Raw genomic sequence first — 19,054 nt, forward strand, 5'->3', positions numbered from 1 at the left:
CCGGGTCGGCGGCCAGCGCATCGATCGCCGCGGCAAGCGCGAGGCCGTCGCCCGGCGCGACCACGCGCCCGCAGCGCGCCGCCAGCCGGGCCAGCTCGGTGCCGGGATGCGCGGTCGCAATGACCGGCCGGCCGCTGGCCAGCATGCCCGCCAGCTTCGACGGCAGCACCAGGTCGGCGGCATCGGCGCGCTGCGGCAGCAGATGCAGATCGGCGGCGGCCAGCAGCGCGGGAAAGCGCGAGGCCGGCTGCAGCGGCAGGAAACGGACCTGCGGCAGCCCGGCGCACGCCTGCTCGAGCGCGGCACGGCCCGCGCCGTCCCCGCACAGCACGAACCAGATGTCTGGCCGGTCGCGCAACTGGCGCGCGGCCGCGGCCAACACTTCCAGTCCCTGCTTGTTGCCCATGTTGCCGGAGTACAGGGCTACCGTGGCATCGGGCGCAATGCCCAGCCGACGCCGATAGAGACTGCCGCGGCCGGGCTGGATCGCGCGCAGGTCGACCCAGTTCGGAATCAGTTGCGTGCGTGCGGCCGGCGCGCCCTTGTCGCGCGCCAGCCGCAGCATTGCCTCGGAGATCGTCGATACGCGGTCGAAACCGGCCATCGCATGACGCTCCAGCCCATAGGCGAGCCTGCGCAGCAACGGCTGCTTCAGCAGTCCGAGCGCGAAGGCGGCATCGACCTCGTAGTCCTGCACATGCAGCCAGGTCTTCGCACCGGTCCAGCGGCCGAGCAGCAGCGCGGCGGGGCTGCACAGCAGCGGCGGCTCGACCACCATCACCACGTCCGGACGCCAGCGCCATTGCGCCAGCAGGCAAGGCAGGCTGCTCAGCGCGAAGCTGGCCAGATGCAGCACGCGCTTGAGGCCAGACGGCCGGCGCGGCACCCAGATCGGCGCGCGCCATACCTGCACGCCGTCGTGTTGCTCGCGCCGGTATTGCCAGGCGCGGTAGCCGGCGCCGACACGCCAGGCCGGATAGTAGGGCGGGGCCGTGACGACGCGCACCTGGTGGCCGCGCGCGGCGAACCAGCGAGCCTGTTCGCCTGTGTACTTGCCGATGCCGGTCAGCTCGGGAGCGTAATTGAGGCAGTACAGCAGGATCTTCATCGGCGGGACCTGCGCGGGCTCAGCGCAGCGCGACCAGCCGCGGCTGGCGCCGCGGCGGGCTCTCCAGGCGGCCGCTTTGCAGCGCGTCGCGATAGGCCAGCCGCAGTCCGTCGACCAGCGACACGGTCGGCTTCCAGCCGGTCGCCTCGATCCGGCGCGAGTTCAGCCGCTTGCGCGGCGTGCCGTCGGGTTTGCTGGTGTCGAAGCGGATCGCGCCGCGAAAGCCCACGGTGTCGGCGATCAGCTCGGCCAGCACGCGGATGCTGACCTCGTCGGGGCTGCCCACATTGAAGAAACCCGGCGCGCCGGCGTGGTTGCGATATTCCTGCTGCGGCAGCGCCATCAGGTGCACGCAGGCCTGGCCGAGATCGTCGGCGTAGAGGAATTCGCGCAGCGGCGTGCCGGTGCCCCACACCACCACCTCGCTGGCGCCGCTCTGCTTGGCCTCGTGGAAGCGCCGCAGCAGGCCGGGTATCACATGGCTGTTCTCCGGGTGGTAGTTGTCGCCGGGGCCGTACAGATTGGTGGGCATCGCGCAGCGGAAGTCGGTGCCGTATTGCCGGTTGTAGCTCTCGCACAGCTTGATGCCGGCGATCTTGGCGATGGCATACGGCGCGTTGGTCGGCTCCAGCGCGCCGGTGAGCAGCGCCGCCTCGTCGATCGGCTGCGTGGCGAAGGCCGGATAGATGCAGCTCGAACCGAGGAACAGCAGCCGCTTGACGCCCGAGCGCCACGATTCATGAACGACGTTGGCCGCGATCAGCAGGTTCTGCTGGATGAACTCGGCCGGATAGGTGTTGTTGGCATGGATGCCGCCGACACGTGCGGCGGCCAGGTAGACCTGGTCGATGCGCTGCTCGGCGAAGAAGGCGCGTACCCTGGCCTGGTCGCACAGGTCCAGTTCGGCATGCGTGCGGGTGATCACGGTGATGTCGGGACGCGCGCCGAGCGCGCGCACGATGGCGCCGCCGACCATGCCGCGATGGCCGGCAACGAAGATGCGTTGTGGAGGCTGATTCATGGCTGTGACACTGACTGTGGATCGGCGAAGTGGGCCACCGGCGTGGCGGTCGGGCGAGGATCGGGAACGCCGGGCTGCACCCGGAAGGGCGTGCACTGGACGGACTCTAGCGCGCGATCCCGCTCCCGACTGTGGGCTTGCGCACATTGGCGCGGGGCGGCTCGAACCGGTGTGCGCCATCGAACGGAAAACATGCTTACCCCCCGGCATCGTGCGGCCATGCGGGTCCGTGGGCTCGCGGGTCCGGATGTCCGGTTCCGCCCTGGTCCCGCACGGCATACCCGCTCACCGACTCAGAAGGCGGTCAGACCATGCAAACCACCTCGACCCTGCCGATCGGCGCGCGCACCAGCCACGCCGCCCTGCTGCTGTACCTCGGGCTCGGCGCACTGTGTGCGATCAAGCTCAATGTGATCGGCGAAGTGTACGTCGGCGAATTCATCGCGGCGGCATACGGCCTGGCGATGCTGTCGACGCTGCGGATCGAGCGCGGCTATGCCACCTTCCTCGGCCTGACATTGATGTGGGCGTTCGCCCAGGCGCTGTCGGACCTGTCCAACAGCACGCCGCTGACCAGTTCGATCAAAGGCGTGCTGGCGCCGGGCGTGTTCTTCCTGACGGTGTTCGCGATCGGCACGCACTTCAGCCAGGGCAGTCCGAAGCGGATCTGGTATTTCCTGATCGGCGCCGCGCTCAGCGAGATCTTCAACGTGAGCCGGGCCCCGACCGAGGAGATGCTGTACAACCCCTGGAAGTGGGGTTATGCGACGCCGGTGCTGATGCTGCTGCTGTGCTATCTGGCGCTGGCACGCGCCGGCGCGCTGCGCATCGCGCTGTGCATCCTGGCCTATTGCGCCGTGTCCGCGGCGTTCGACTTCCGCAGCGCGGCGGGGCTGCCGCTGCTGGCGCTGGTGATCTACCTGCTGCGCCGCAGCGCCGTGGTTGCGTGGGTGCGCAGCCTGACCAATGCGCGCGGCGGCATTCCCTTGCTGTTCGGCGTACTGGTGCTGGTGATCGCGGCGCTCAACGCGCTGTTCTCGATGGTCTTCGCGCATGCCGGCGAGTTCGGCTTCCTCACTCCCGAAGCCGCGCACAAATACACCGTGCAGGCCACCAGCGAGCTCGGCATCCTGTTCGGCGGCCGCTCGGAGATCCTGATCTCGATGCGCGCCTTCCTCGATGCGCCGCTGCTCGGCCATGGCTCGTGGGCGATCGACCGCAACGGCTACCAGGACGCCTACAGCGTGATGGTCTACCAGATGGGGGCCGCGCTCGACGACAAGATCGTCGTCACCGACGACACGCTGATACCCGCCCACTCCTTCCTGATGGGCGCGCTGATCTGGAGCGGCCTCGTCGGCGGCCTCTACTGGATCTGCATGCTGGCCCGCACGCTGTGGTTGTTCGTGCGCAATATTCCCACGCTGCCGATCTTCTTCTATGTCGGCACCGCGCAGTTCGTCTGGGACGTGTTCTTCTCGCCGTTCTCGGCGGACCACCGCTGGGAGTCCGCGCTGTTCCTCGGCATGCTGTTCGCCTGGCACCATGCCTCCCGCAATCGCCAGCTGCGGAGCGTGCAATGAAATTCAGCGTGGTGACGGTCTCGTTCAACCAGGCGCGGTATCTGGAGCAGGCGATCCGTTCGGTCACGGGCCAGCGCGGTTGCGAGATCGAATACATCGTGGTCGATCCGGGCTCGACCGATGGCAGCCGCGACATCATCGCGCGCCATGCCAGGTCGATCGACCATTGCATCCTCGAGCCCGACAACGGCCCCGCCGACGGCCTGAACAAGGGCTTCGCGGCGGCGACGGGGGAGATCTTCTGCTACCTGAACTCCGACGACCTGTTCCTGCCAGAGGCGTTCGCCAAGGTGGCCGCCTACTTCCGCCGCTATCCGTCGTCCGACGTGATCTGCGGCAACGGCTACGTGATCGACGGCGAGGGCGCACTGGTGCGGCGCGTGTACTCCGACCGCTTCGGCCTGCGGCGCGCCGCCTATGGCGCCAGCATTGCGATCCAGCCGTCGACCTTCTTTCGCGCCGAGACCTATCGCGCGGTCGGCGGCTTCAATGTCGAGAACCGCTCGAACTGGGACGGCGAACTGGTGGTCGACATGGCGCTGGCCGGAGCCACCTTCCGCAATGTGCCCGACTTTCTCAGCTGCTACCGCGTCTACGCCGAGTCGATCACCGGCTCGGCGCGGATGGCCGAGGCGCACCGGCAGTTCGAGCAGCGCATGTTCCGCAAGATTCTGGGGCGCGATCGCCGCCGCTACGACGATCTGGCGTCGGCCTGGTTCCGCGTGACCAAGCATCTGGCCAATCCGCGCGCCGCCTATGAGCGCGTGGTACGCGGCCCCGTGTTCGGGAGGCAGTCATGATCCGGAAAGTGCTGGCGGCCGTCTCGATCGGCCTGCCGTGGCCGCTGCGGCGGCGGCTGCTGAACCGCTTCTGCGGCGCGCGCATCGATCCGAGCGCGCGCATCGGCTGGTCGCTGGTGCTGTGCGACGAACTCGAGATGGGGCCGCACTCGCACATCGCCCACCTGACGCTGGTCAAGGGCATCCGCCGGCTGAGCCTGGGCGAGCATGCCATTCTCGGCAGCCTGAACTGGGTGTCGGGATTCCCGCAAGGGCTGACCGATTCGCCGCATTTTCGCGATGCCGCCGACCGCGACCCGGCACTGGTGATCGGGCGGCATGCCGCGATCACCTCCCGCCATATCCTCGATTGCACCGACACCATCACGGTCGGTGCGTATTCGACGGTGGCGGGCTATCGCAGCCAGATCCTGACGCACAGCGTGTCGATCCGCGAATCGCGCCAGCGCTGCGCGCCGGTGACGATCGGCGCCTACTGCTTCGTCGGCACCGGCTCGATCCTGCTGCCCGGCGCGGCACTGCCCGACTACAGCGTGCTGGCCGCCGGCGCAGTGCTGAACCGCAGCATGGCGGCGCCACACATGCTGTACGGCGGCTGCCCGGCGAAGGCGGTGCAGGAACTGCCCGAGGACCTGGCTTATTTCCGGCGCGAGGAAGGGTATATCGTCTGACGGTGCGCACGGCGCCCGATGTCAGATGCGTCGTCTCCGCGCCCGCGGGGGACCCGGCGGCTCGCGAAGACGCCCGATTCTCCGCATCCGCCGCGCATCCGCCGCCTGCATCCGCCGCCCGCATCCGCCGCAATGACAGCCAACGAGGGGATGATCCTTTCAGGGCTTGACCGGTTCAGAGCTTGACCGGTTCAGGGCTTGGCCAGCACCCCGGCCAATCCGTGCCGAGCGAAACCGTGTATCAGCGGCAGCAGCGCCAGCAGGATCAGCAGCTCGGTGGCAAGCACGCCGAACGACACCGCCGCCTGGCCCAGCAGCTTGCCGCCCGCCACCGCGATCAGCAGACCGGCGGCGTTCGCGGCCAGATACACCAGCGACAGCCGTGCGTGGTTGTTGGTCGAGGTCACCATCACCGATGCCGTATGCCACAGCGAATTGACCACCGCGGCGGCCAGCAGCCAGCTGTAGTCGGGATGGATCGGCGCGATCTTGCCATGCGTCCACAGCTGGCAGATCCATTCACCGGCGATATACAGGAACACGCCGCAGGCACCAGCCAATCCCACCGAGGCGCTGAGCGCATGACGGAACAGGGCGCGCAGCGCGCGCGCGTTGCGCTGGCCATAGAGCCGGCCGATCTCGGGAGACAGCGACTGGCTGATCAGCTGGCCCAGCTGGTAGGGGATGCGCGAGAGCGTGCGCATCGCGCTGAAGTAGGCGACGAAGGCGGGACCGAAGACAAAGCCCGCGCACAGCACCATGCCCTGCATATTGAGGGCGTTGCCGATCGGGAAGGCATTGAGCGCCAGCGCGGGCAGCAGCATCTCGCGCAGTTCGGCTCGCGAAAACGCCGATACGCCGGCGCGCGCCCATGCGGCCAGGCGCACCATCCGCACATACGTCACCACCACCAGCAGTACCCGCACAATGGCCAGCAGCGTCAGCAGCAGCAGGAAGCCGCCATCGAACAGCAGCACGCCGGCGGCGAGCGCGACGAATTCGAGCAGCCGGAACAGGTTCAACCACATGATGGCCTCGGCGTAGCGCCCCACGCTGTAGAACACGCCGTGCGACAGCAGTGCAAACATGTAGCCGACCACGTAGATCGCGATCATCAGCATCGCCAGCACCGCCGCGCCGCCGGCCAGGCCGGTCCATCCCTCGATCGCGTCGCCGAAGGCGGCGCCGGCCAGCATCGCCATCCCGCCCAGCACGGCGCCGATCGACAGCAGCAGCACCAGCGTCGACTGGTAGCACACCACGGCGGCGCGCTGGTTGCCCGCGGCGATGCTCATATTGATGCGATTGACCGCCACGCCGGTGAAGCCCAGGTCGGCGAGCCCCAGATAGACCGGTACCGCAATGACCATCAGCCAGGTGCCGTAGCGCTCGGGACCCCAGGCCGCCAGAAACAGCGGCACGCTGAGCAGCTGGGTCACGATGGTGACCACCTGCCCCAGGGCGTTCGCGCCGATGCCGCGCAATATCCGCTCCACGCTTGCCTCTTCCTTTGCGCGGCCCGGGCGCCGCCGAAGCAGGCCCGGGCCGCCATTCATGCGCCGGCGCGCCGGCGCGCACCGCCGCACTTACGCGGTTGCCATCACCCCGTCATTCGTGGTGATCGTAGGCGCGGAAGCCCGCCAGCTTGCACAGGGCGTCGCGCCGTGCCGCCGCGTAGTCGGCACCGATCATCTCGCGCACCAGTTCGTCGAAGCTGGTGGTCGGCGACCAGCCCAGCCGCTCGCGCGCCCGGGTGGGGTCCCCCAGCAGCGTGTCGACCTCGGTCGGGCGGAAGTAGCGCGGATCCACCCGCACGATCACGTCGCCGATCTTGCGCCCGGGCGCCAGCTGCTGGCGGCTGTTGTCGATCGCGGCGATCACGCCGATCTCGTCGACCCCGCTGCCTTCGAAACGCACCGTGATGCCCAGTTCGGCGGCGGCCCGCTGCACGAACTCGCGCACGCTGTGCTGCTCGCCGGTGGCGATGACGAAGTCCTCGGGCTGCGCCTGCTGCAGCATCATCCATTGCATCTGCACGTAGTCGCGCGCATGGCCCCAGTCGCGCAGCGAGGACAGATTGCCCAGATGCAGCGTGTCCTGCAGGCCGAGCGCGATCCGCGCGATGGCGCGCGTGATCTTGCGCGTCACGAAGGTCTCGCCGCGCAACGGGCTCTCGTGGTTGAACAGGATGCCGTTGCAGGCGTACATGCCATACGCCTCGCGGTAGTTCACCGTGATCCAGTACGCGTAGAGCTTGGCGGCCGCATACGGGCTGCGCGGATAGAACGGCGTGGTTTCCTTCTGCGGAATCTCCTGCACCAGGCCGTACAGCTCCGAGGTCGACGCCTGGTAGAAGCGCGTGGTCTTTTCCAGGCCGAGGATGCGGATGGCTTCGAGCAGCCGCAGCGTACCGAGCGCATCGGTGTTCGCGGTGTATTCCGGCTCCTCGAACGACACCTGCACGTGGCTTTGCGCCGCCAGGTTGTAGATCTCGTCGGGCTGCGATTGCTGCACCACGCGCACCATGCTGGCGGTATCGGTCATGTCGCCGTGGTGCAGGAACAGGCGGCGGTCGGGGGCCTGCGGGTCCTGGTACAGATGGTCGATCCGCTCGGTATTGAACAGCGAGCTGCGGCGCTTGATGCCATGGACCTCGTAGCCCTTTGCCAGCAGCAGCTCGCACAGATAGGCACCGTCCTGGCCGGTGATGCCGGTGATCAGCGCACGCTTGCGGCGTGCCCCGCTGCCGGCCGACGCCTCGTCGTGCTGCCGCGGCTGGAGTTCGAGATCGCCGGCCGCGAGCGGGCCGAGCGGTTGCAGGTCAAGTGCGCCCATAAATGTCTGCCATCCTGATGATGTCGTCTTCGCCAAGGTACGAGCCGGACTGGATCTCGATCAGCTCGAGCGGGATCCGGCCGGGATTTTCTAGACTGTGGGTTTCGCCGATCGGGATATAGGTGGACTGATCCTCGGTCAGCAGGAATTCGACGTCGCCGCGGCGCACGCGCGCGGTGCCCGACACCACCACCCAGTGCTCGGCGCGGTGGTGATGCTTCTGCAGCGACAGCTTGGCGCCGGGTTTGACGCTGATGCGCTTGACCTGATAGCGCTGGCCGTGGTCGACGCTGTCGTACGAGCCCCACGGCCGGTAGACCTGTCGATGCTGCGTGGCCTCGGGGCGCCCCTGCGCGCGCAGCGCTTCGACCAGCTGCTTGACGTCCTGCGCATGGTCCTTGTGGACGACCAGCACGACGTCGGGCGTCTCCACCACGATCACGCTGTCGAGCCCGGCCACCGCCACCATCCGATGCGAGGCGTGGACCAGGCAATCGCGCGCGCCGTGCGTGACCACGTTGCCGACCGCCGCGTTGTTGCCTTCGGTCTTCTCGGCCGCCTTCCACACCGCGTCCCACGAGCCGATATCGCTCCAGTCGGCCGCGAGCGGCGCCATGCGCCCGTCGCGCAGATGCTCCATCACCGCATAGTCGATCGAATCGGACGGGCACGCGCCGAAGGCATCGGCATCGAGCCGGCAGAAGTCCAGATCGGATTTGCCGCGCGCCACCGCCTGTTCGGCGGCACGCAGGATGTCGGGGGCGAACTGCCGCAGCGCATCGAGATAGACCGAGGCGCGGAACAGGAACATGCCGCTGTTCCAGAAGCAATTGCCTTCGCCGAGGAAGTCGGTGGCCTGCTCCAGCGAAGGCTTCTCGACGAATCGCTTGACCGTCATCAGCGCGCCATCGTTGGTCGGCACCGCCTTGATATAGCCGTAGCCGGTGGCCGGGAAGGTCGGCACCACGCCCAGCGTGGCAACAGCGCCCGCCGCGGCGGCCACGCTGGCGGCGGTGACCGAGCGCGCGAACGCCGCGTGGTCGCGGACCAGATGGTCCGACGGCAGCACCAGCAGGATCGGATCGTCGCCGCCCGACTGCGCCTTGATCGCGGCGACCGCGGCCGCCGGCGCGGTGTTGCGCGCATGCGGCTCGAGCAGGATCGCCGCCGGTTCGCAGCCGATCTCGCGCGCCTGTTCGGCGACGACGAAGCGGTGCGCTTCATTGCTGACGAGGATGGGGGCGCCGACGCCGTCGATACCGCGCACGCGCAGCAACGTGTCCTGCAGCAAGGTATGGTCGCCAAGCAGACGCAGGAACTGCTTCGGATGGCCGTCGCGCGACAGCGGCCATAACCTCGAGCCGGTGCCGCCGCACAGCACCACCGGTACGATTCGATTCTCGCTTGCCATGACATCTCCAACCGGCCGCTGCACGCGTGCCGATGCGATTGGGTGAAACCGTCAGGGCAAGTGTATCGACCGCTGTCCCGCAGCAATGTTTGTTAGGCAACAGAGATCGACGGTCACCGTCTCGCGCCGCAGGTGGCGCAGCGATGACAAAAAGGGCCGGCGCAATGGCCGGCCCTGCGGGGCTCAAACAAAGAGAGTGGATGGGGGCGCTTCTCTCGTTCCAGCGAGACAGCGGGCGGGTTTATCGCACCCAGTGTCCCGGCCGCATCACCCAGCCGTGCGGCCCGCGCACCCAGCGCTCGGGCACATAGCGGTAGCCGGGGCGGGCGCGTTCCCAATGGCCCGGTTGCCATACATAGCGCGGACCGGCGGCACGCCAGTAGCCCGGCACCCAAACCTGTCCCCGGCGTGCGGCCCGTGGCGCTTCGTAGCGCGGCGGTGGCGGCGCGTCACGGCGATAGCCATGGTCGCGATCGTAGCGATGGCCGTCATGCGCCTGGGCCGGCGACACGAGGCCGAAGGCCGAGCCGGCGGCGAGGGTGGCGAGCGCGAGAATCAGAGGGCGGGTCATGAGGTACTCCTGGTCCGGGTAACAAGCTGGGCGTTGCGGTGATGCACTGCGATGCGGTTCGGGGCCGTTGGCGCGGCCGCAATTCCATCAATAGCGGTGATGGCGATGGTGATGCCCGTGCCCATGTCCATGCGGCACGACGATGCAGGCGGACAGCATGGCGGCGGTGGCGGACAGCAGCACGAGGATGGAGAGGGTTCGTTTCATCTGTGGGCTCCTTGGCGGGGCGCGTTGAACATGGCTGCAATGTAGCGGTGCCCCCGCTGCGGCGGCCGTTGCACTTGTAAGGCACTCTCACAGCGCCATCGCGTCGCCGCGGCCGCGTCGAGCGACGGCGTCGATTGGCGTATCTCCTTGCGCGGCAAGGCTTTTTCGCCAGGATGAACGCGTGTGGAATCGCCGCGCCGCGTTGCGCGTGCGTAATGTGGCGTTACATCGGAAATGAATGCGGGCAGGGCGGCATGCCGATCGGCACGCCGAGCCTGCGAATTGGCCAGCGAATCGGCGAGCAAATCGGCCAGCGAACAGGTCAGCGAACAGGCCAGTAAATCGGCCGTTGAATCGGCCAGGGAATCAGCCAATCAGCCGAGGAGCCTGCCGTGAGCGCGTCAGTGCGCCGTGCTGGTGTACTCGATCTCGAGCCGGTAGGCGACCGCGAGAAATAGCGATTGCGCCAGGCACAGCGTGCTGGTCAGCGAACGGAAGCCGAAGGTTGCGCCATCCTGGACTTGCAGCAGCACGCTGGCGTGTTCGGCCAGCGGGCCGAGAGCACTGTCGCTCAACGCGACGATGCGCGCGCCCTGCGCTGCCGCGGTTCTCACGCAGGCCAGCGTTTCCTCGGCATAGGGCGCGAACGAGACCGCGATCATCACGTCGCCCGGCCGGAGCGCGCGCAATTGGCCCTGCTGCATATGACCCAGGCCATTGAGCCACTGGATCGGCTTGCTGGTGTGCTGCAGCGCGTAGGCCAGGTAGGCGCCCACCGGGAAAGCCCGCCGCGATGCCACCAGCCAGATCGACGGCGCGTCGACCAGCAGCTCGACGGCCTGGCCGAAGCGTTCGCCGTCGACCTCGCGCTGCAGAGCCTCGAGGCTGTCGAGGCTGCCCGCGATGACCTCGTGCGCGATGTCCGCCGGCGCCAGCGGACCGCCCTTGCTGCCGATCAGCGCGCGCAGCCGGTCGCGATAGTCCCGATTGGGCGCCAGCTGCCGGGCCGCCGCGGCGCGGAACAGCGCCTGCATCTGCGAATACCCCGACAGTCCGAAATGCTTGGCGAAGCGGACCATGGCCGAAGGCTGCACGCCGCAATGGCGGGCCGACTCGTTGACGCCGTCGAGCACCAGCTGCTCGCGATGGCTCTCGACGTACTGCGCGATCGCCTTGAGCTGCTTGCTCAGTTGCGGGAAGCCGGCGCGCACGGCGGCCAGGAATTGATCGGCGTCTGCGTAGGGAAGGGATTCGCTCATCGGTGTTCGGTGTCGCCGCGCTGCCTCTCCGGCGGCAGCATCGTGCAGGCCGCATGTGGAGAGACAGGCATTGAATTGGAATTTATTTTCTCACACAACAAAAAACAGAACAAATTTTCTATTCTCGCGCTATCATCGCTTCCATCGCTGGCGCAGCCGCTCGGTCCCGATCCACGGCAGCGACCAAGACAAGACAAGACAAGACAGCAGACAGAGACAGCACCTTCATGCGCACCCTCCCATTTCCCGATCAGCGCGATATCGATGTGGCCTGCCTTGGCCGGCTGGCGGTCGATCTCTATGCGCAGCAGATCGGCTGCAGCCTCGAGGCGGCCAGCACCTTCGCCAAATACCTGGGCGGCTCGTCGGCCAATATCGCCTTCGGCACCGCGCGGCTCGGCTTGCGCTCGGCGATGATTTCGCGCGTCGGCAACGAGCAGAACGGGCGCTTCCTGCTCGACACGCTGCGCCGCGAGGGCTGCGACGTCAGCCAGGTGCAGATCGACGACGCGCGGCTGACCGGCATGGTACTCCTGGGCATCAAGGACCAGGACACCTTCCCGCTGCTGTTCGCGCGGGAGAACTGCGCCGACATGGCGCTGGATGCCGAGGCCATCGACGCCGCCTTTCTGGCCCGCTGCCGCAGCCTGGTCATCACCGGCACGCATCTGAGCACGCCCGGCGTGCTGGCCGCCTCGCGGCGCGCCCTCGAGATCGCCGGGCGCCACGGCGTGGTGCGCGTGCTGGACATCGACTACCGCCCGGTGCTGTGGGGCCTGACCGGCAAGGGCGACGGCGAGACGCGCTATATCGGCAATGCCGAGGTCAGCCGCCACCTGCAGGCGCAGCTCGGCGCGTTCGAACTGATCATCGGCACCGAGGAGGAATGGCTGATCGCCGGCGGCGTCGAAGGCGACCTGATGGCCAGCCTGCGCCAGGTGCGCGCCTGCACGCAGGCCACCCTGGTGGTCAAGCGCGGACCGCTCGGCTGCACGATCGTCACCGGCGAGATTCCGCCGACGCTGGACGATGCGCTGACGGTGCTGGGCGAGCGGGTCGAGGTGCTCAACGTGCTCGGCGCCGGCGATGCCTTCGCCTCGGGCCTGCTCGCCGGCCTGCTGCGCGGCAAGGACTGGCGCGAATCCGCTGCCATCGCCAATGCGTGCGGCGCCATCGTGGTGTCGCGGCACGGCTGCGCGCCGGCGATGCCTACGCCCGCCGAGCTGGCGCACTGGTTCTCCGGCCATCGGCATCCGCGGCCGGACCGCGATCCGACGCTGGCCCATCTGCATCGCGTGTCGGCGCCGCGCCAACCGTGGCCCGAGCTGTACGTGCTGGCCTACGACCATCGCTCGCAATTCGAGGAGCTGGCGCGCGCGGCAGGCGCCGACGTGGCCGAGATCCCGCGGCTCAAGCGGCTGATCAACGAAGTGGTGGCCGAGGTCGAAGGCGATCCGGGCTGCGGCGGCAAGATCGGCGTGCTGATCGACGGCCGGCTGGGCGAATCGGCGCTGCATCAGGCCACCGGTCGGGGCTGGTGGGTGGGCCGCCCGATCGAGCTGCCCGGTTCGCGGCCGCTGCGCTTCGACGGCACGCGCTCGCTCGCTTCCGAGCTGGCGCACTGGCCGCGCGAGCAGGTCGTCAAGTGCCTGGTGTTCTATCACCCGGACGATCCGGCCGCGCTGCGCGCGGAGCAGGACGACTACCTGCAGGCCGTATGGGAAGCGACCCGCCACAGCGGCCACGAGCTGCTGCTCGAGGTCATTCCGCCCAAGGACACGCTGGCACCGGATGACCGGGGCGAAGCGGTGGTCCGCGCGATCCGCCACTTCTACGACATCGGCCTGAAGCCGGAATGGTGGAAGGTCGGCGCGATGTCGGCAGCGCAATGGCAGGCGCTGGACCGGCTCGTGCAGGAGCGCGACCCCTGGTGCCGCGGGGCGGTGATTCTTGGCCTGAACCAGCCGCTCGAGCAACTGCTCGATGGCTTCGCGCAAGCCAGCTCGCCGCTGGTCAAGGGCTTCATGATCGGCCGCTCGGTATGGGCCGAGGCGAGTCTTGCGTGGCTGCGCCGCGAACTGGACGACGACGCCTTCCAGGCAAGGGTCGCCGCCAACTTCCGCCGGCTCATTGCAGGCTGGCGCAGCACCCGGCCCGCGCCCACGGGCGACAGCACCACACGGGAGGCAGCATGAATCCGAGGTCGATGCGCAACACCGGCAGCCTGCTGGTCAAGGCCCAGCCGGGCCGCCATATCGTCGACATCACGCCGCAGTCGGCCGGCTGGCGCTATATCGGCTTTCGTGCAATCCGGCTCGACGCCGGCGAGGCCGAAGCGTTGTCCACCGGCGCGCGCGAGCTGTGCATCACGGTGTTGTCCGGGCAGGTCGACGTGGTGGTCGGCACGCAGCGGTTCAGCGCGCTGGGCAGCCGCCGGTCGGTCTTCGAAGCGCAATCGCCGTATGCCGTCTATGTGCCGCCGGGCCGCGACGTGCAGGTCATCGCGCGCGATGCGGCCGAGATCGCGTTCAGCACCGCACCGGCCGAGGGCCGCCTGCCGTGCCGCGTGATCGAACCCGCGCAGATGCGGCGCAGCGTCCGCGGCCAGGGCGCCAACACCCGCCATGTCTGCGACATCTTGCCCGAGAGCGAGGCTGCCGAATCGCTGCTGGTCGTCGAGGTGATCACGCCCGCGGGGCATTCGTCCAGCTATCCGCCGCACAAGCACGACAGCGCCGACGCGAGCGACCCGATGGCCGAGACCGCGCTGGAGGAGGTCTATTACCACCAGCTCGATCCCTCGCAGGGTTTTGCCTTCCAGCGCGTCTATACCGACGACCGCAGTCTGGACGAGGCGATGGCGGTCGAGCATCGCGATGCGGTGCTGGTGCCGCGCGGCTATCACCCCTGCACCGCGCCGTACGGCTACGACCTCTATTACCTGAACACGATGGCCGGGCCCGAACGGCGCTGGGCCTTCCGCAACGACCCCGCGCACGAGTGGCTGATGGCGCCGCGCTGAGGCGCCGCGCCAACGCCGCTCAAACGTCGCTGAAACGCCGAACCCGCTTGTTCGCCGCCGCCGCGCGGCACCCGCTTCGCCATACGACAAGGGAACACCGCAGTTCCCGCCAAGACAGGAGACATCGCCATGAAGACCCGCATCCCCCGCGGCATTGCCCGCGCCTTCGCCGCGCTCGCCACGACGCTTGCCACGTCACTGGCCACGACGTTTGCCTGCGTGGCCCCGGCCGGCGCACAGACCTTCCCCAGCCAGCCCGTCAAATGGATCGTGCCCTATGCGCCGGGCGGTACCACCGACGTGATCGCGCGCAACCTGGCGCTGCGCATGGGGCAGGACCTGGGCCAGCCCGTGGTGGTCGAGAACCGGCCCGGCGCGGCCAGCATCATCGGCGCCACCGCCATCGCGCGAGCGGCGCCCGACGGCTATACGGTCGGCACCGCGGACTCGGGCACGCTGGCCTTCAACCCGGCGATGTATTCGAGCCTGACCTATGACGCGGGCAAGGACTTCACCTTCATCGGCGGACTGGGCCGGATGCCGCTGGTGCTGGCCGTGCATCCGTCCTTTCCGGCGAAAGACCTGAAGGAGTTCGTCGCGCTGGTGCGCAAGTCGCCGGGGCGCATTTCTTCGGCGTCGTCGGGGCCCGGCTCGCCGCTGCATGTCGCGCTGGAACTGTTCAAGCAGCGTACGCGTACCGACATCCTGCACGTGCCCTACAAGGGCTCGTCGCCGGCGCTGCAGGACCTGATGGCCGGCCAGGTGCAGACCATGTTCGTCGACTTGCCGCCGAGCCTGTCGATGATCCGCGCCGGCAAGATCCGCGTGCTGGCCGTGGCCACGCCCCAGCGACTGCCGATCCTGCCCGACGTGCCGACCATGGCCGAATCCGGCCTGCCCGAACTCGCGGGCTTCGAGGCCTATGCATGGCAGGGCTTTGTCGGCCCGGCCAAGCTGCCGCAGCCGGTCGTCGCGCGGCTCAACCAGGAACTGGTCGCCGCGCTGCGCCATCCGGGCACGCGCGCCAAGCTCGAGGAGCTTGGCATCCAGCCGATGCCGATGTCCGCCGCGGAGTTCGGCGATTTCACGCGCAGCGAGCAGAAGCTGTGGTCCGGCGTGATCAAGGCCGCCGGCATCCGGCTCGATTGAGCGCGGCCTGCGCCGGTTCTCTCCTCGCTCCTGCTCTCGCTCCAGTCTTTACCGTACCCCGGAGTTTTCGTCATGAATGAACCGCTTCATCAACGCCGCGCCGTGCTGCGCGCGCTCGCTGCGATGTCTGCCACCGCGGCCTGCCCGGCGCTGGCCCAGGGCGGCGCCTACCCGTCGCGCCCAATCGAACTGATCGTGCCGTTCGCGGCGGGCGGCGGCACCGATGTGCTTGCGCGCGCCTTCGCCGAGGCCGCGCGCAAGCATCTGCCGCAGAACCTGGTGATCCTGAACAAGTCGGGCGCCAGCGGCGCGGTGGGCTGGGCTGATCTGGTCAGCGCCAAGCCCGACGGCTATCGGCTGGCGGTGATCACGGTCGAGCTGACGATGATCCCGCATCTGGGTCTGGCCAAATTCACCGCCGACGACATGACGCCAGTCGCGCGCCTGAACGCGGACCCGGCCACCATCGCGGTGCGCGCCGATTCGCCCTTCACGACCATCGAGGCGTTCCTGGCCGCCGCCCGCAAGCAGCCCGATTCGATGCGCGTGGGCAATGCCGGTCCCGGCTCGCTCGGCCATCTGTCCGCCGCCGCGCTGGAGGACAAGGCCGGCGTGCGCTTCAACCATGTGCCGTTCCGCGGCGCGAATCCGGCGGTGCTCGACCTGCTCGGCGGACATATCGAAGCGGTGGCGGTGACGCCGGTGGAAGTCGCGACCTATGTGGCCGCCGGCAAGATCCGCCCGCTGGCGGTGATGTCGGAGCAGCGCATCAAGGCGGGCTGGGAGAACGTGCCGACGCTGAAGGAGCGCAACGTCGATCTGGTCATTCACGGCTGGCGCGGCATCGCGGCGCCCAAGGGCACGCCACCGGACGTGGTCGCCCGCCTGGGCAGCGCCATCGCCAAGACCATGCAGGACCCCGCGCTGCGCGAGACGATGGCCAAGCAGAACATGGGCGAAGGCTATCTGGACGAAGCCGCCTTCAAGCGCGTGATCGCGCGCGACAACGCTACCTTCAAGGCGCTGATCGAAAAACTGGGGATCAAGACCTGATCGGAAGTCCGGGCCGGCCTACGCAGAAACGGGTACGGTCGGCTTCGGCAGCGCGGCTGCGGTACGCAGAAACGGGTACGCATCGTCGTGCAGTGTGCCCCGTTGCAGCGGCCATGCGGGCGAACTGGTGGCGTCGGAAAGAGAAGAAGGAGCGCCGATGTGGCCGAAGGCGAAGACCGAAGCCTTCGCCTTCGCAGGCAGCCATCAGACCCGGCTCGGCATCGCCAGCAGATACCGGCGTGGATCGAAGCGCGTGGTGGCCAGCATCACCAGCACGACCGCGGCGAGGTGGTACCACCAGGCAGCGGCGAAGCTGCCGGTTGCGTCGTGCAGCACCGCCGCCAGCCACGGAGCGCAGCCGGCCAGCAGGAAGCCGCCGCCCTGCATCAGTGCGCCGAGCGCGGCGGCGTCTTCGGGGCGGGGCAGGTGGTCCAGCGCGACCACCAGGTAGAGAGAGAAGCAGCCGCCCAGGCCGGCGCCGCCGATGATGGCCCATGCGAGGGGCGCGAGGTCCGGCCATCCGGCCAGGCCGGCGAAGCCGATCGCCTGCAGGGCGAGCGCGAGGGCCAGCCATGCGCGGCGATCCGGGCTGCGGGCCGCCAGCGTCGGCAGCGCCAGCGCGGCAACGGCCTGCGCGACCGACATCACCGCGATCAGGCCGCCCGAGGCCGGACCGCTCCAGCCGCGCTCCTGGTAATAGGCGGCGAGCCACGCGATCAAGGAGGCATAGCCGCCGTTCATCACGCCGAACGAGGCCATCAGCAGCCAGGTGCGTGGGCGCTTGAGCAGGCGCAGCACCGGAATCGCGGTGGGGCGGCTGGCTTTGGCACTGGCATCAACGGTGTGGGCGGCGTTCGCTTTGGCTCTGGCATCGGCGACGTGAGCGGCGTTGGCTTTGGCGCTGGCATCAACGGTGTCGGTGGCGTTCGCTTTGGCCCTGGCATCGGCGACGTCGGCAGCGTGGGCTTCGGCTCTGGCATCAACGACGTCGTTGGCGTTGGCCCTGGCATCGGCGACGTCGCGGCAAGATATCGCTGGCTCGACCGCCGCACCGCGCGGCAGCGTCCGCCACGCCAGCAGCCATCCGGCCCATGCGGGCAGCGCCCACACCGCCAGCCCCGCATGCCAGCTGCCGCTCAGCCCGGCGATCCACGGCGTCAGCTGCGCGCCGAGCGCGCCGCCCGCCATCAGCGCGGCCGAATAGAGGCCCATCACCATCGCCATCCGTGCCGGAAACTGGCGCTTGACGATGGCCGGCAGCGCCGCCTGCGCGGCCGCCGTCCCGAGGCCGCACAGCGCGGCCGTGGCGATCAGCGCCGTGCCGCCGGGCCACGCGAGCCGCAACAGCGAACCAATGCCGACCAGCGCCAGTGCGAGCAGCACCGCGCGCCGCTCGCCGAGCCATCGGCGCATCGCCGGCGCGAGGCAGGCGCCGACGCCGATCAGCACCATCGGCAGCAGCGTCAGCCACGCCATGCCGCGGTAATCCAGCCCGGTGCTGTTGCGGATGACCGGCGCCAGCGGGCCGATGCCAGTCAGGAAGGGACGCAGGTTCAGGCCAGCCAGCACGATGGCCGCCAGTGCCCAGCCCGGCGCGCCGATGCCGCGCCGGCCGGTGGGGACTTCAACTGCCATGGATCTCAACGGCCATAGACCGCATCGGCGGTGACACCCACATCGAGGCGGATCAGCGGCAGCGGCGGCGGATCGAGCGTCAGCCGCAACGCCTGGTAGGTGGCCTCGCTGGACAGGCCGTAGGGCGCGGCGTCGTTGTTGTCGAAGGCGTAGTAGACCTCCTGCACGCCGCTGATCACCAGCGCGGCCAGGCACATCGGGCAGGGATGGCCGCTGGCATAGACCGCGCAGCCGCGCAGGTCCGGGCTCTGCAGGCGCCGGCTGGCGGCGCGGATCGCCTCCATCTCGGCATGGCTGGTCGGATCGTGGCTGTGGACGATGCCGTTGACGCCGGTGGCGATCAGCTGGCCTTCACGCGCCAGCACGGCGCCGAAGGGCCGGCCGCCGCGTGCGCGGTTGGCCTGCGCCAGATGCACGGCTTCGCGCAACAGGGATTCGTGGTTAGACATGGGGATGCCTCGCGGAAAAGAGCCTGCGGGTAGAGGACCAGACTGTACGCGCGCGCTTGGCAATTGGGAAATTAAATGATGGAATGCGAGGCAGTGAGAAATCAAATAGCCCGGCAAAGGGCCGCTCAAAGAGCGCGCCAAAGACCTGCGCAAAGGACCTGGAAAAGGACCCGCGCAAAGGACCGCGCAAAGGACCGCGCAAAGGACCGCGCAAAGACCGGCTCCAATCCCTGCCCGAATCCCTGGACACATAGCCGCCTCGAACGCCACCCCTTGAACG

The 19,054-nt window shown here is 68.7% G+C and carries 17 protein-coding genes; 7 read left to right on the forward strand and 10 right to left on the reverse strand.

Annotated elements, in window-relative coordinates; translation table 11 throughout:
* Window positions 1–1,108 (reverse strand): glycosyltransferase WbuB (locus tag F1599_RS23545; protein WP_150084716.1); only part of this gene is annotated, 1,108 nt, incomplete at its 3' end.
* 19 nt (window positions 1,109–1,127) lie between these two features.
* Entirely contained in the window at window positions 1,128–2,129 is a 1,002-nt protein-coding gene (locus F1599_RS23550) for a GDP-L-fucose synthase family protein (RefSeq protein WP_149318564.1), read from the reverse strand.
* Between the two features lie 311 nt (window positions 2,130–2,440).
* Between F1599_RS23550 and F1599_RS23555 the strand changes: the two genes are divergently transcribed.
* The 3 genes from F1599_RS23555 to F1599_RS23565 are packed head-to-tail and all read left to right on the forward strand — an operon-like array spanning window position 2,441 to window position 5,183.
* Window positions 2,441–3,712 (forward strand): hypothetical protein, encoded by a 1,272-nt coding sequence (locus tag F1599_RS23555; RefSeq protein ID WP_149318563.1) that lies wholly within the window; start codon window positions 2,441–2,443, stop codon window positions 3,710–3,712.
* Complete coding sequence (locus tag F1599_RS23560; RefSeq protein ID WP_150084717.1) at window positions 3,709–4,512, forward strand: glycosyltransferase family 2 protein; 804 nt, start codon at window positions 3,709–3,711, stop codon at window positions 4,510–4,512. Before F1599_RS23555 ends, F1599_RS23560 begins: the two co-directional genes overlap by 4 nt.
* Complete coding sequence (locus F1599_RS23565; RefSeq protein WP_006577967.1) at window positions 4,509–5,183, forward strand: acyltransferase; 675 nt, start codon at window positions 4,509–4,511, stop codon at window positions 5,181–5,183. The genes F1599_RS23560 and F1599_RS23565 overlap by 4 nt, the downstream gene beginning before the upstream one ends.
* 191 nt (window positions 5,184–5,374) lie before the next feature.
* On the opposite strand, the gene F1599_RS23570 is transcribed toward F1599_RS23565, so the two are convergent.
* The 6 genes from F1599_RS23570 to F1599_RS23595 form a co-directional block, all read right to left on the reverse strand.
* Entirely contained in the window at window positions 5,375–6,679 is a 1,305-nt protein-coding gene (locus F1599_RS23570) for a lipopolysaccharide biosynthesis protein (protein WP_149318561.1), read from the reverse strand.
* Between the two features lie 112 nt (window positions 6,680–6,791).
* Window positions 6,792–8,018, reverse strand: coding sequence for a GDP-mannose 4,6-dehydratase (gene gmd / locus F1599_RS23575; protein WP_150084718.1), 1,227 nt, complete (start codon window positions 8,016–8,018; stop codon window positions 6,792–6,794).
* Window positions 8,005–9,429, reverse strand: coding sequence for a mannose-1-phosphate guanylyltransferase/mannose-6-phosphate isomerase (locus F1599_RS23580; RefSeq protein WP_150084719.1), 1,425 nt, complete (start codon window positions 9,427–9,429; stop codon window positions 8,005–8,007). Before F1599_RS23580 ends, gmd begins: the two co-directional genes overlap by 14 nt.
* A 241-nt stretch (window positions 9,430–9,670) precedes the next feature.
* Window positions 9,671–10,000: a YXWGXW repeat-containing protein gene (locus F1599_RS23585; protein ID WP_150084720.1), complete on the reverse strand. Its 330-nt coding sequence runs from the start codon at window positions 9,998–10,000 to the stop codon at window positions 9,671–9,673.
* Between the two features lie 203 nt (window positions 10,001–10,203).
* The gene (locus tag F1599_RS23590; RefSeq protein ID WP_150084721.1) at window positions 10,204–10,581 is read right to left on the reverse strand and encodes a hypothetical protein; all 378 of its coding nucleotides are present in this window, start codon (window positions 10,579–10,581) and stop codon (window positions 10,204–10,206) included.
* 27 nt (window positions 10,582–10,608) lie between these two features.
* Window positions 10,609–11,466, reverse strand: coding sequence for a MurR/RpiR family transcriptional regulator (locus F1599_RS23595; RefSeq protein WP_150084722.1), 858 nt, complete (start codon window positions 11,464–11,466; stop codon window positions 10,609–10,611).
* Between the two features lie 227 nt (window positions 11,467–11,693).
* Between F1599_RS23595 and F1599_RS23600 the strand changes: the two genes are divergently transcribed.
* From F1599_RS23600 to F1599_RS23615, 4 genes are all read left to right on the forward strand, one after another.
* Complete coding sequence (locus F1599_RS23600; RefSeq protein WP_149318556.1) at window positions 11,694–13,661, forward strand: bifunctional 5-dehydro-2-deoxygluconokinase/5-dehydro-2-deoxyphosphogluconate aldolase; 1,968 nt, start codon at window positions 11,694–11,696, stop codon at window positions 13,659–13,661.
* Window positions 13,658–14,488, forward strand: a complete 831-nt coding sequence (iolB, locus tag F1599_RS23605) for a 5-deoxy-glucuronate isomerase (protein ID WP_223819851.1) — start codon at window positions 13,658–13,660, stop codon at window positions 14,486–14,488. Before F1599_RS23600 ends, iolB begins: the two co-directional genes overlap by 4 nt.
* 129 nt (window positions 14,489–14,617) lie before the next feature.
* A complete protein-coding gene (locus F1599_RS23610) occupies window positions 14,618–15,637 on the forward strand; it encodes a Bug family tripartite tricarboxylate transporter substrate binding protein (protein WP_149318555.1) in 1,020 nt (339 codons plus the stop codon).
* A gap of 72 nt (window positions 15,638–15,709) precedes the next feature.
* Window positions 15,710–16,690: a tripartite tricarboxylate transporter substrate binding protein gene (locus F1599_RS23615; protein ID WP_150084723.1), complete on the forward strand. Its 981-nt coding sequence runs from the start codon at window positions 15,710–15,712 to the stop codon at window positions 16,688–16,690.
* A gap of 204 nt (window positions 16,691–16,894) precedes the next feature.
* Here the strand turns inward: F1599_RS23615 and F1599_RS23620 are convergent, their stop codons facing one another.
* Window positions 16,895–18,325 (reverse strand): MFS transporter, encoded by a 1,431-nt coding sequence (locus tag F1599_RS23620; protein ID WP_190286444.1) that lies wholly within the window; start codon window positions 18,323–18,325, stop codon window positions 16,895–16,897.
* A gap of 5 nt (window positions 18,326–18,330) precedes the next feature.
* Window positions 18,331–18,774, reverse strand: a complete 444-nt coding sequence (locus tag F1599_RS23625; RefSeq protein ID WP_150084724.1) for a nucleoside deaminase — start codon at window positions 18,772–18,774, stop codon at window positions 18,331–18,333.
* Window positions 18,775–19,054 lie beyond the last annotated feature (280 nt).

It is taken from the genome of Cupriavidus cauae (assembly GCF_008632125.1).
Taxonomy (GTDB): Bacteria; Pseudomonadota; Gammaproteobacteria; order Burkholderiales; family Burkholderiaceae; genus Cupriavidus; species Cupriavidus cauae.

Bases quoted from the DNA above. Each gene is read 5' to 3' on its own strand.
- F1599_RS23615 (WP_150084723.1), top strand. From the start codon at position 15,710: ATGAATGAACCGCTTCATCAACGCCGCGCCGTGCTGCGCGCGCTCGCT.
- F1599_RS23600 (WP_149318556.1), top strand. From the start codon at position 11,694: ATGCGCACCCTCCCATTTCCCGATCAGCGCGATATCGATGTGGCCTGC.
- F1599_RS23610 (WP_149318555.1), top strand. From the start codon at position 14,618: ATGAAGACCCGCATCCCCCGCGGCATTGCCCGCGCCTTCGCCGCGCTC.
- F1599_RS23585 (WP_150084720.1), bottom strand. From the start codon at position 10,000: ATGACCCGCCCTCTGATTCTCGCGCTCGCCACCCTCGCCGCCGGCTCG.
- gmd (WP_150084718.1), bottom strand. From the start codon at position 8,018: ATGGGCGCACTTGACCTGCAACCGCTCGGCCCGCTCGCGGCCGGCGAT.
- F1599_RS23620 (WP_190286444.1), bottom strand. From the start codon at position 18,325: ATGGCAGTTGAAGTCCCCACCGGCCGGCGCGGCATCGGCGCGCCGGGC.
- F1599_RS23595 (WP_150084722.1), bottom strand. From the start codon at position 11,466: ATGAGCGAATCCCTTCCCTACGCAGACGCCGATCAATTCCTGGCCGCC.
- F1599_RS23550 (WP_149318564.1), bottom strand. From the start codon at position 2,129: ATGAATCAGCCTCCACAACGCATCTTCGTTGCCGGCCATCGCGGCATG.
- F1599_RS23555 (WP_149318563.1), top strand. From the start codon at position 2,441: ATGCAAACCACCTCGACCCTGCCGATCGGCGCGCGCACCAGCCACGCC.
- F1599_RS23625 (WP_150084724.1), bottom strand. From the start codon at position 18,774: ATGTCTAACCACGAATCCCTGTTGCGCGAAGCCGTGCATCTGGCGCAG.
- iolB (WP_223819851.1), top strand. From the start codon at position 13,658: ATGAATCCGAGGTCGATGCGCAACACCGGCAGCCTGCTGGTCAAGGCC.
- F1599_RS23565 (WP_006577967.1), top strand. From the start codon at position 4,509: ATGATCCGGAAAGTGCTGGCGGCCGTCTCGATCGGCCTGCCGTGGCCG.
- F1599_RS23560 (WP_150084717.1), top strand. From the start codon at position 3,709: ATGAAATTCAGCGTGGTGACGGTCTCGTTCAACCAGGCGCGGTATCTG.
- F1599_RS23580 (WP_150084719.1), bottom strand. From the start codon at position 9,429: ATGGCAAGCGAGAATCGAATCGTACCGGTGGTGCTGTGCGGCGGCACC.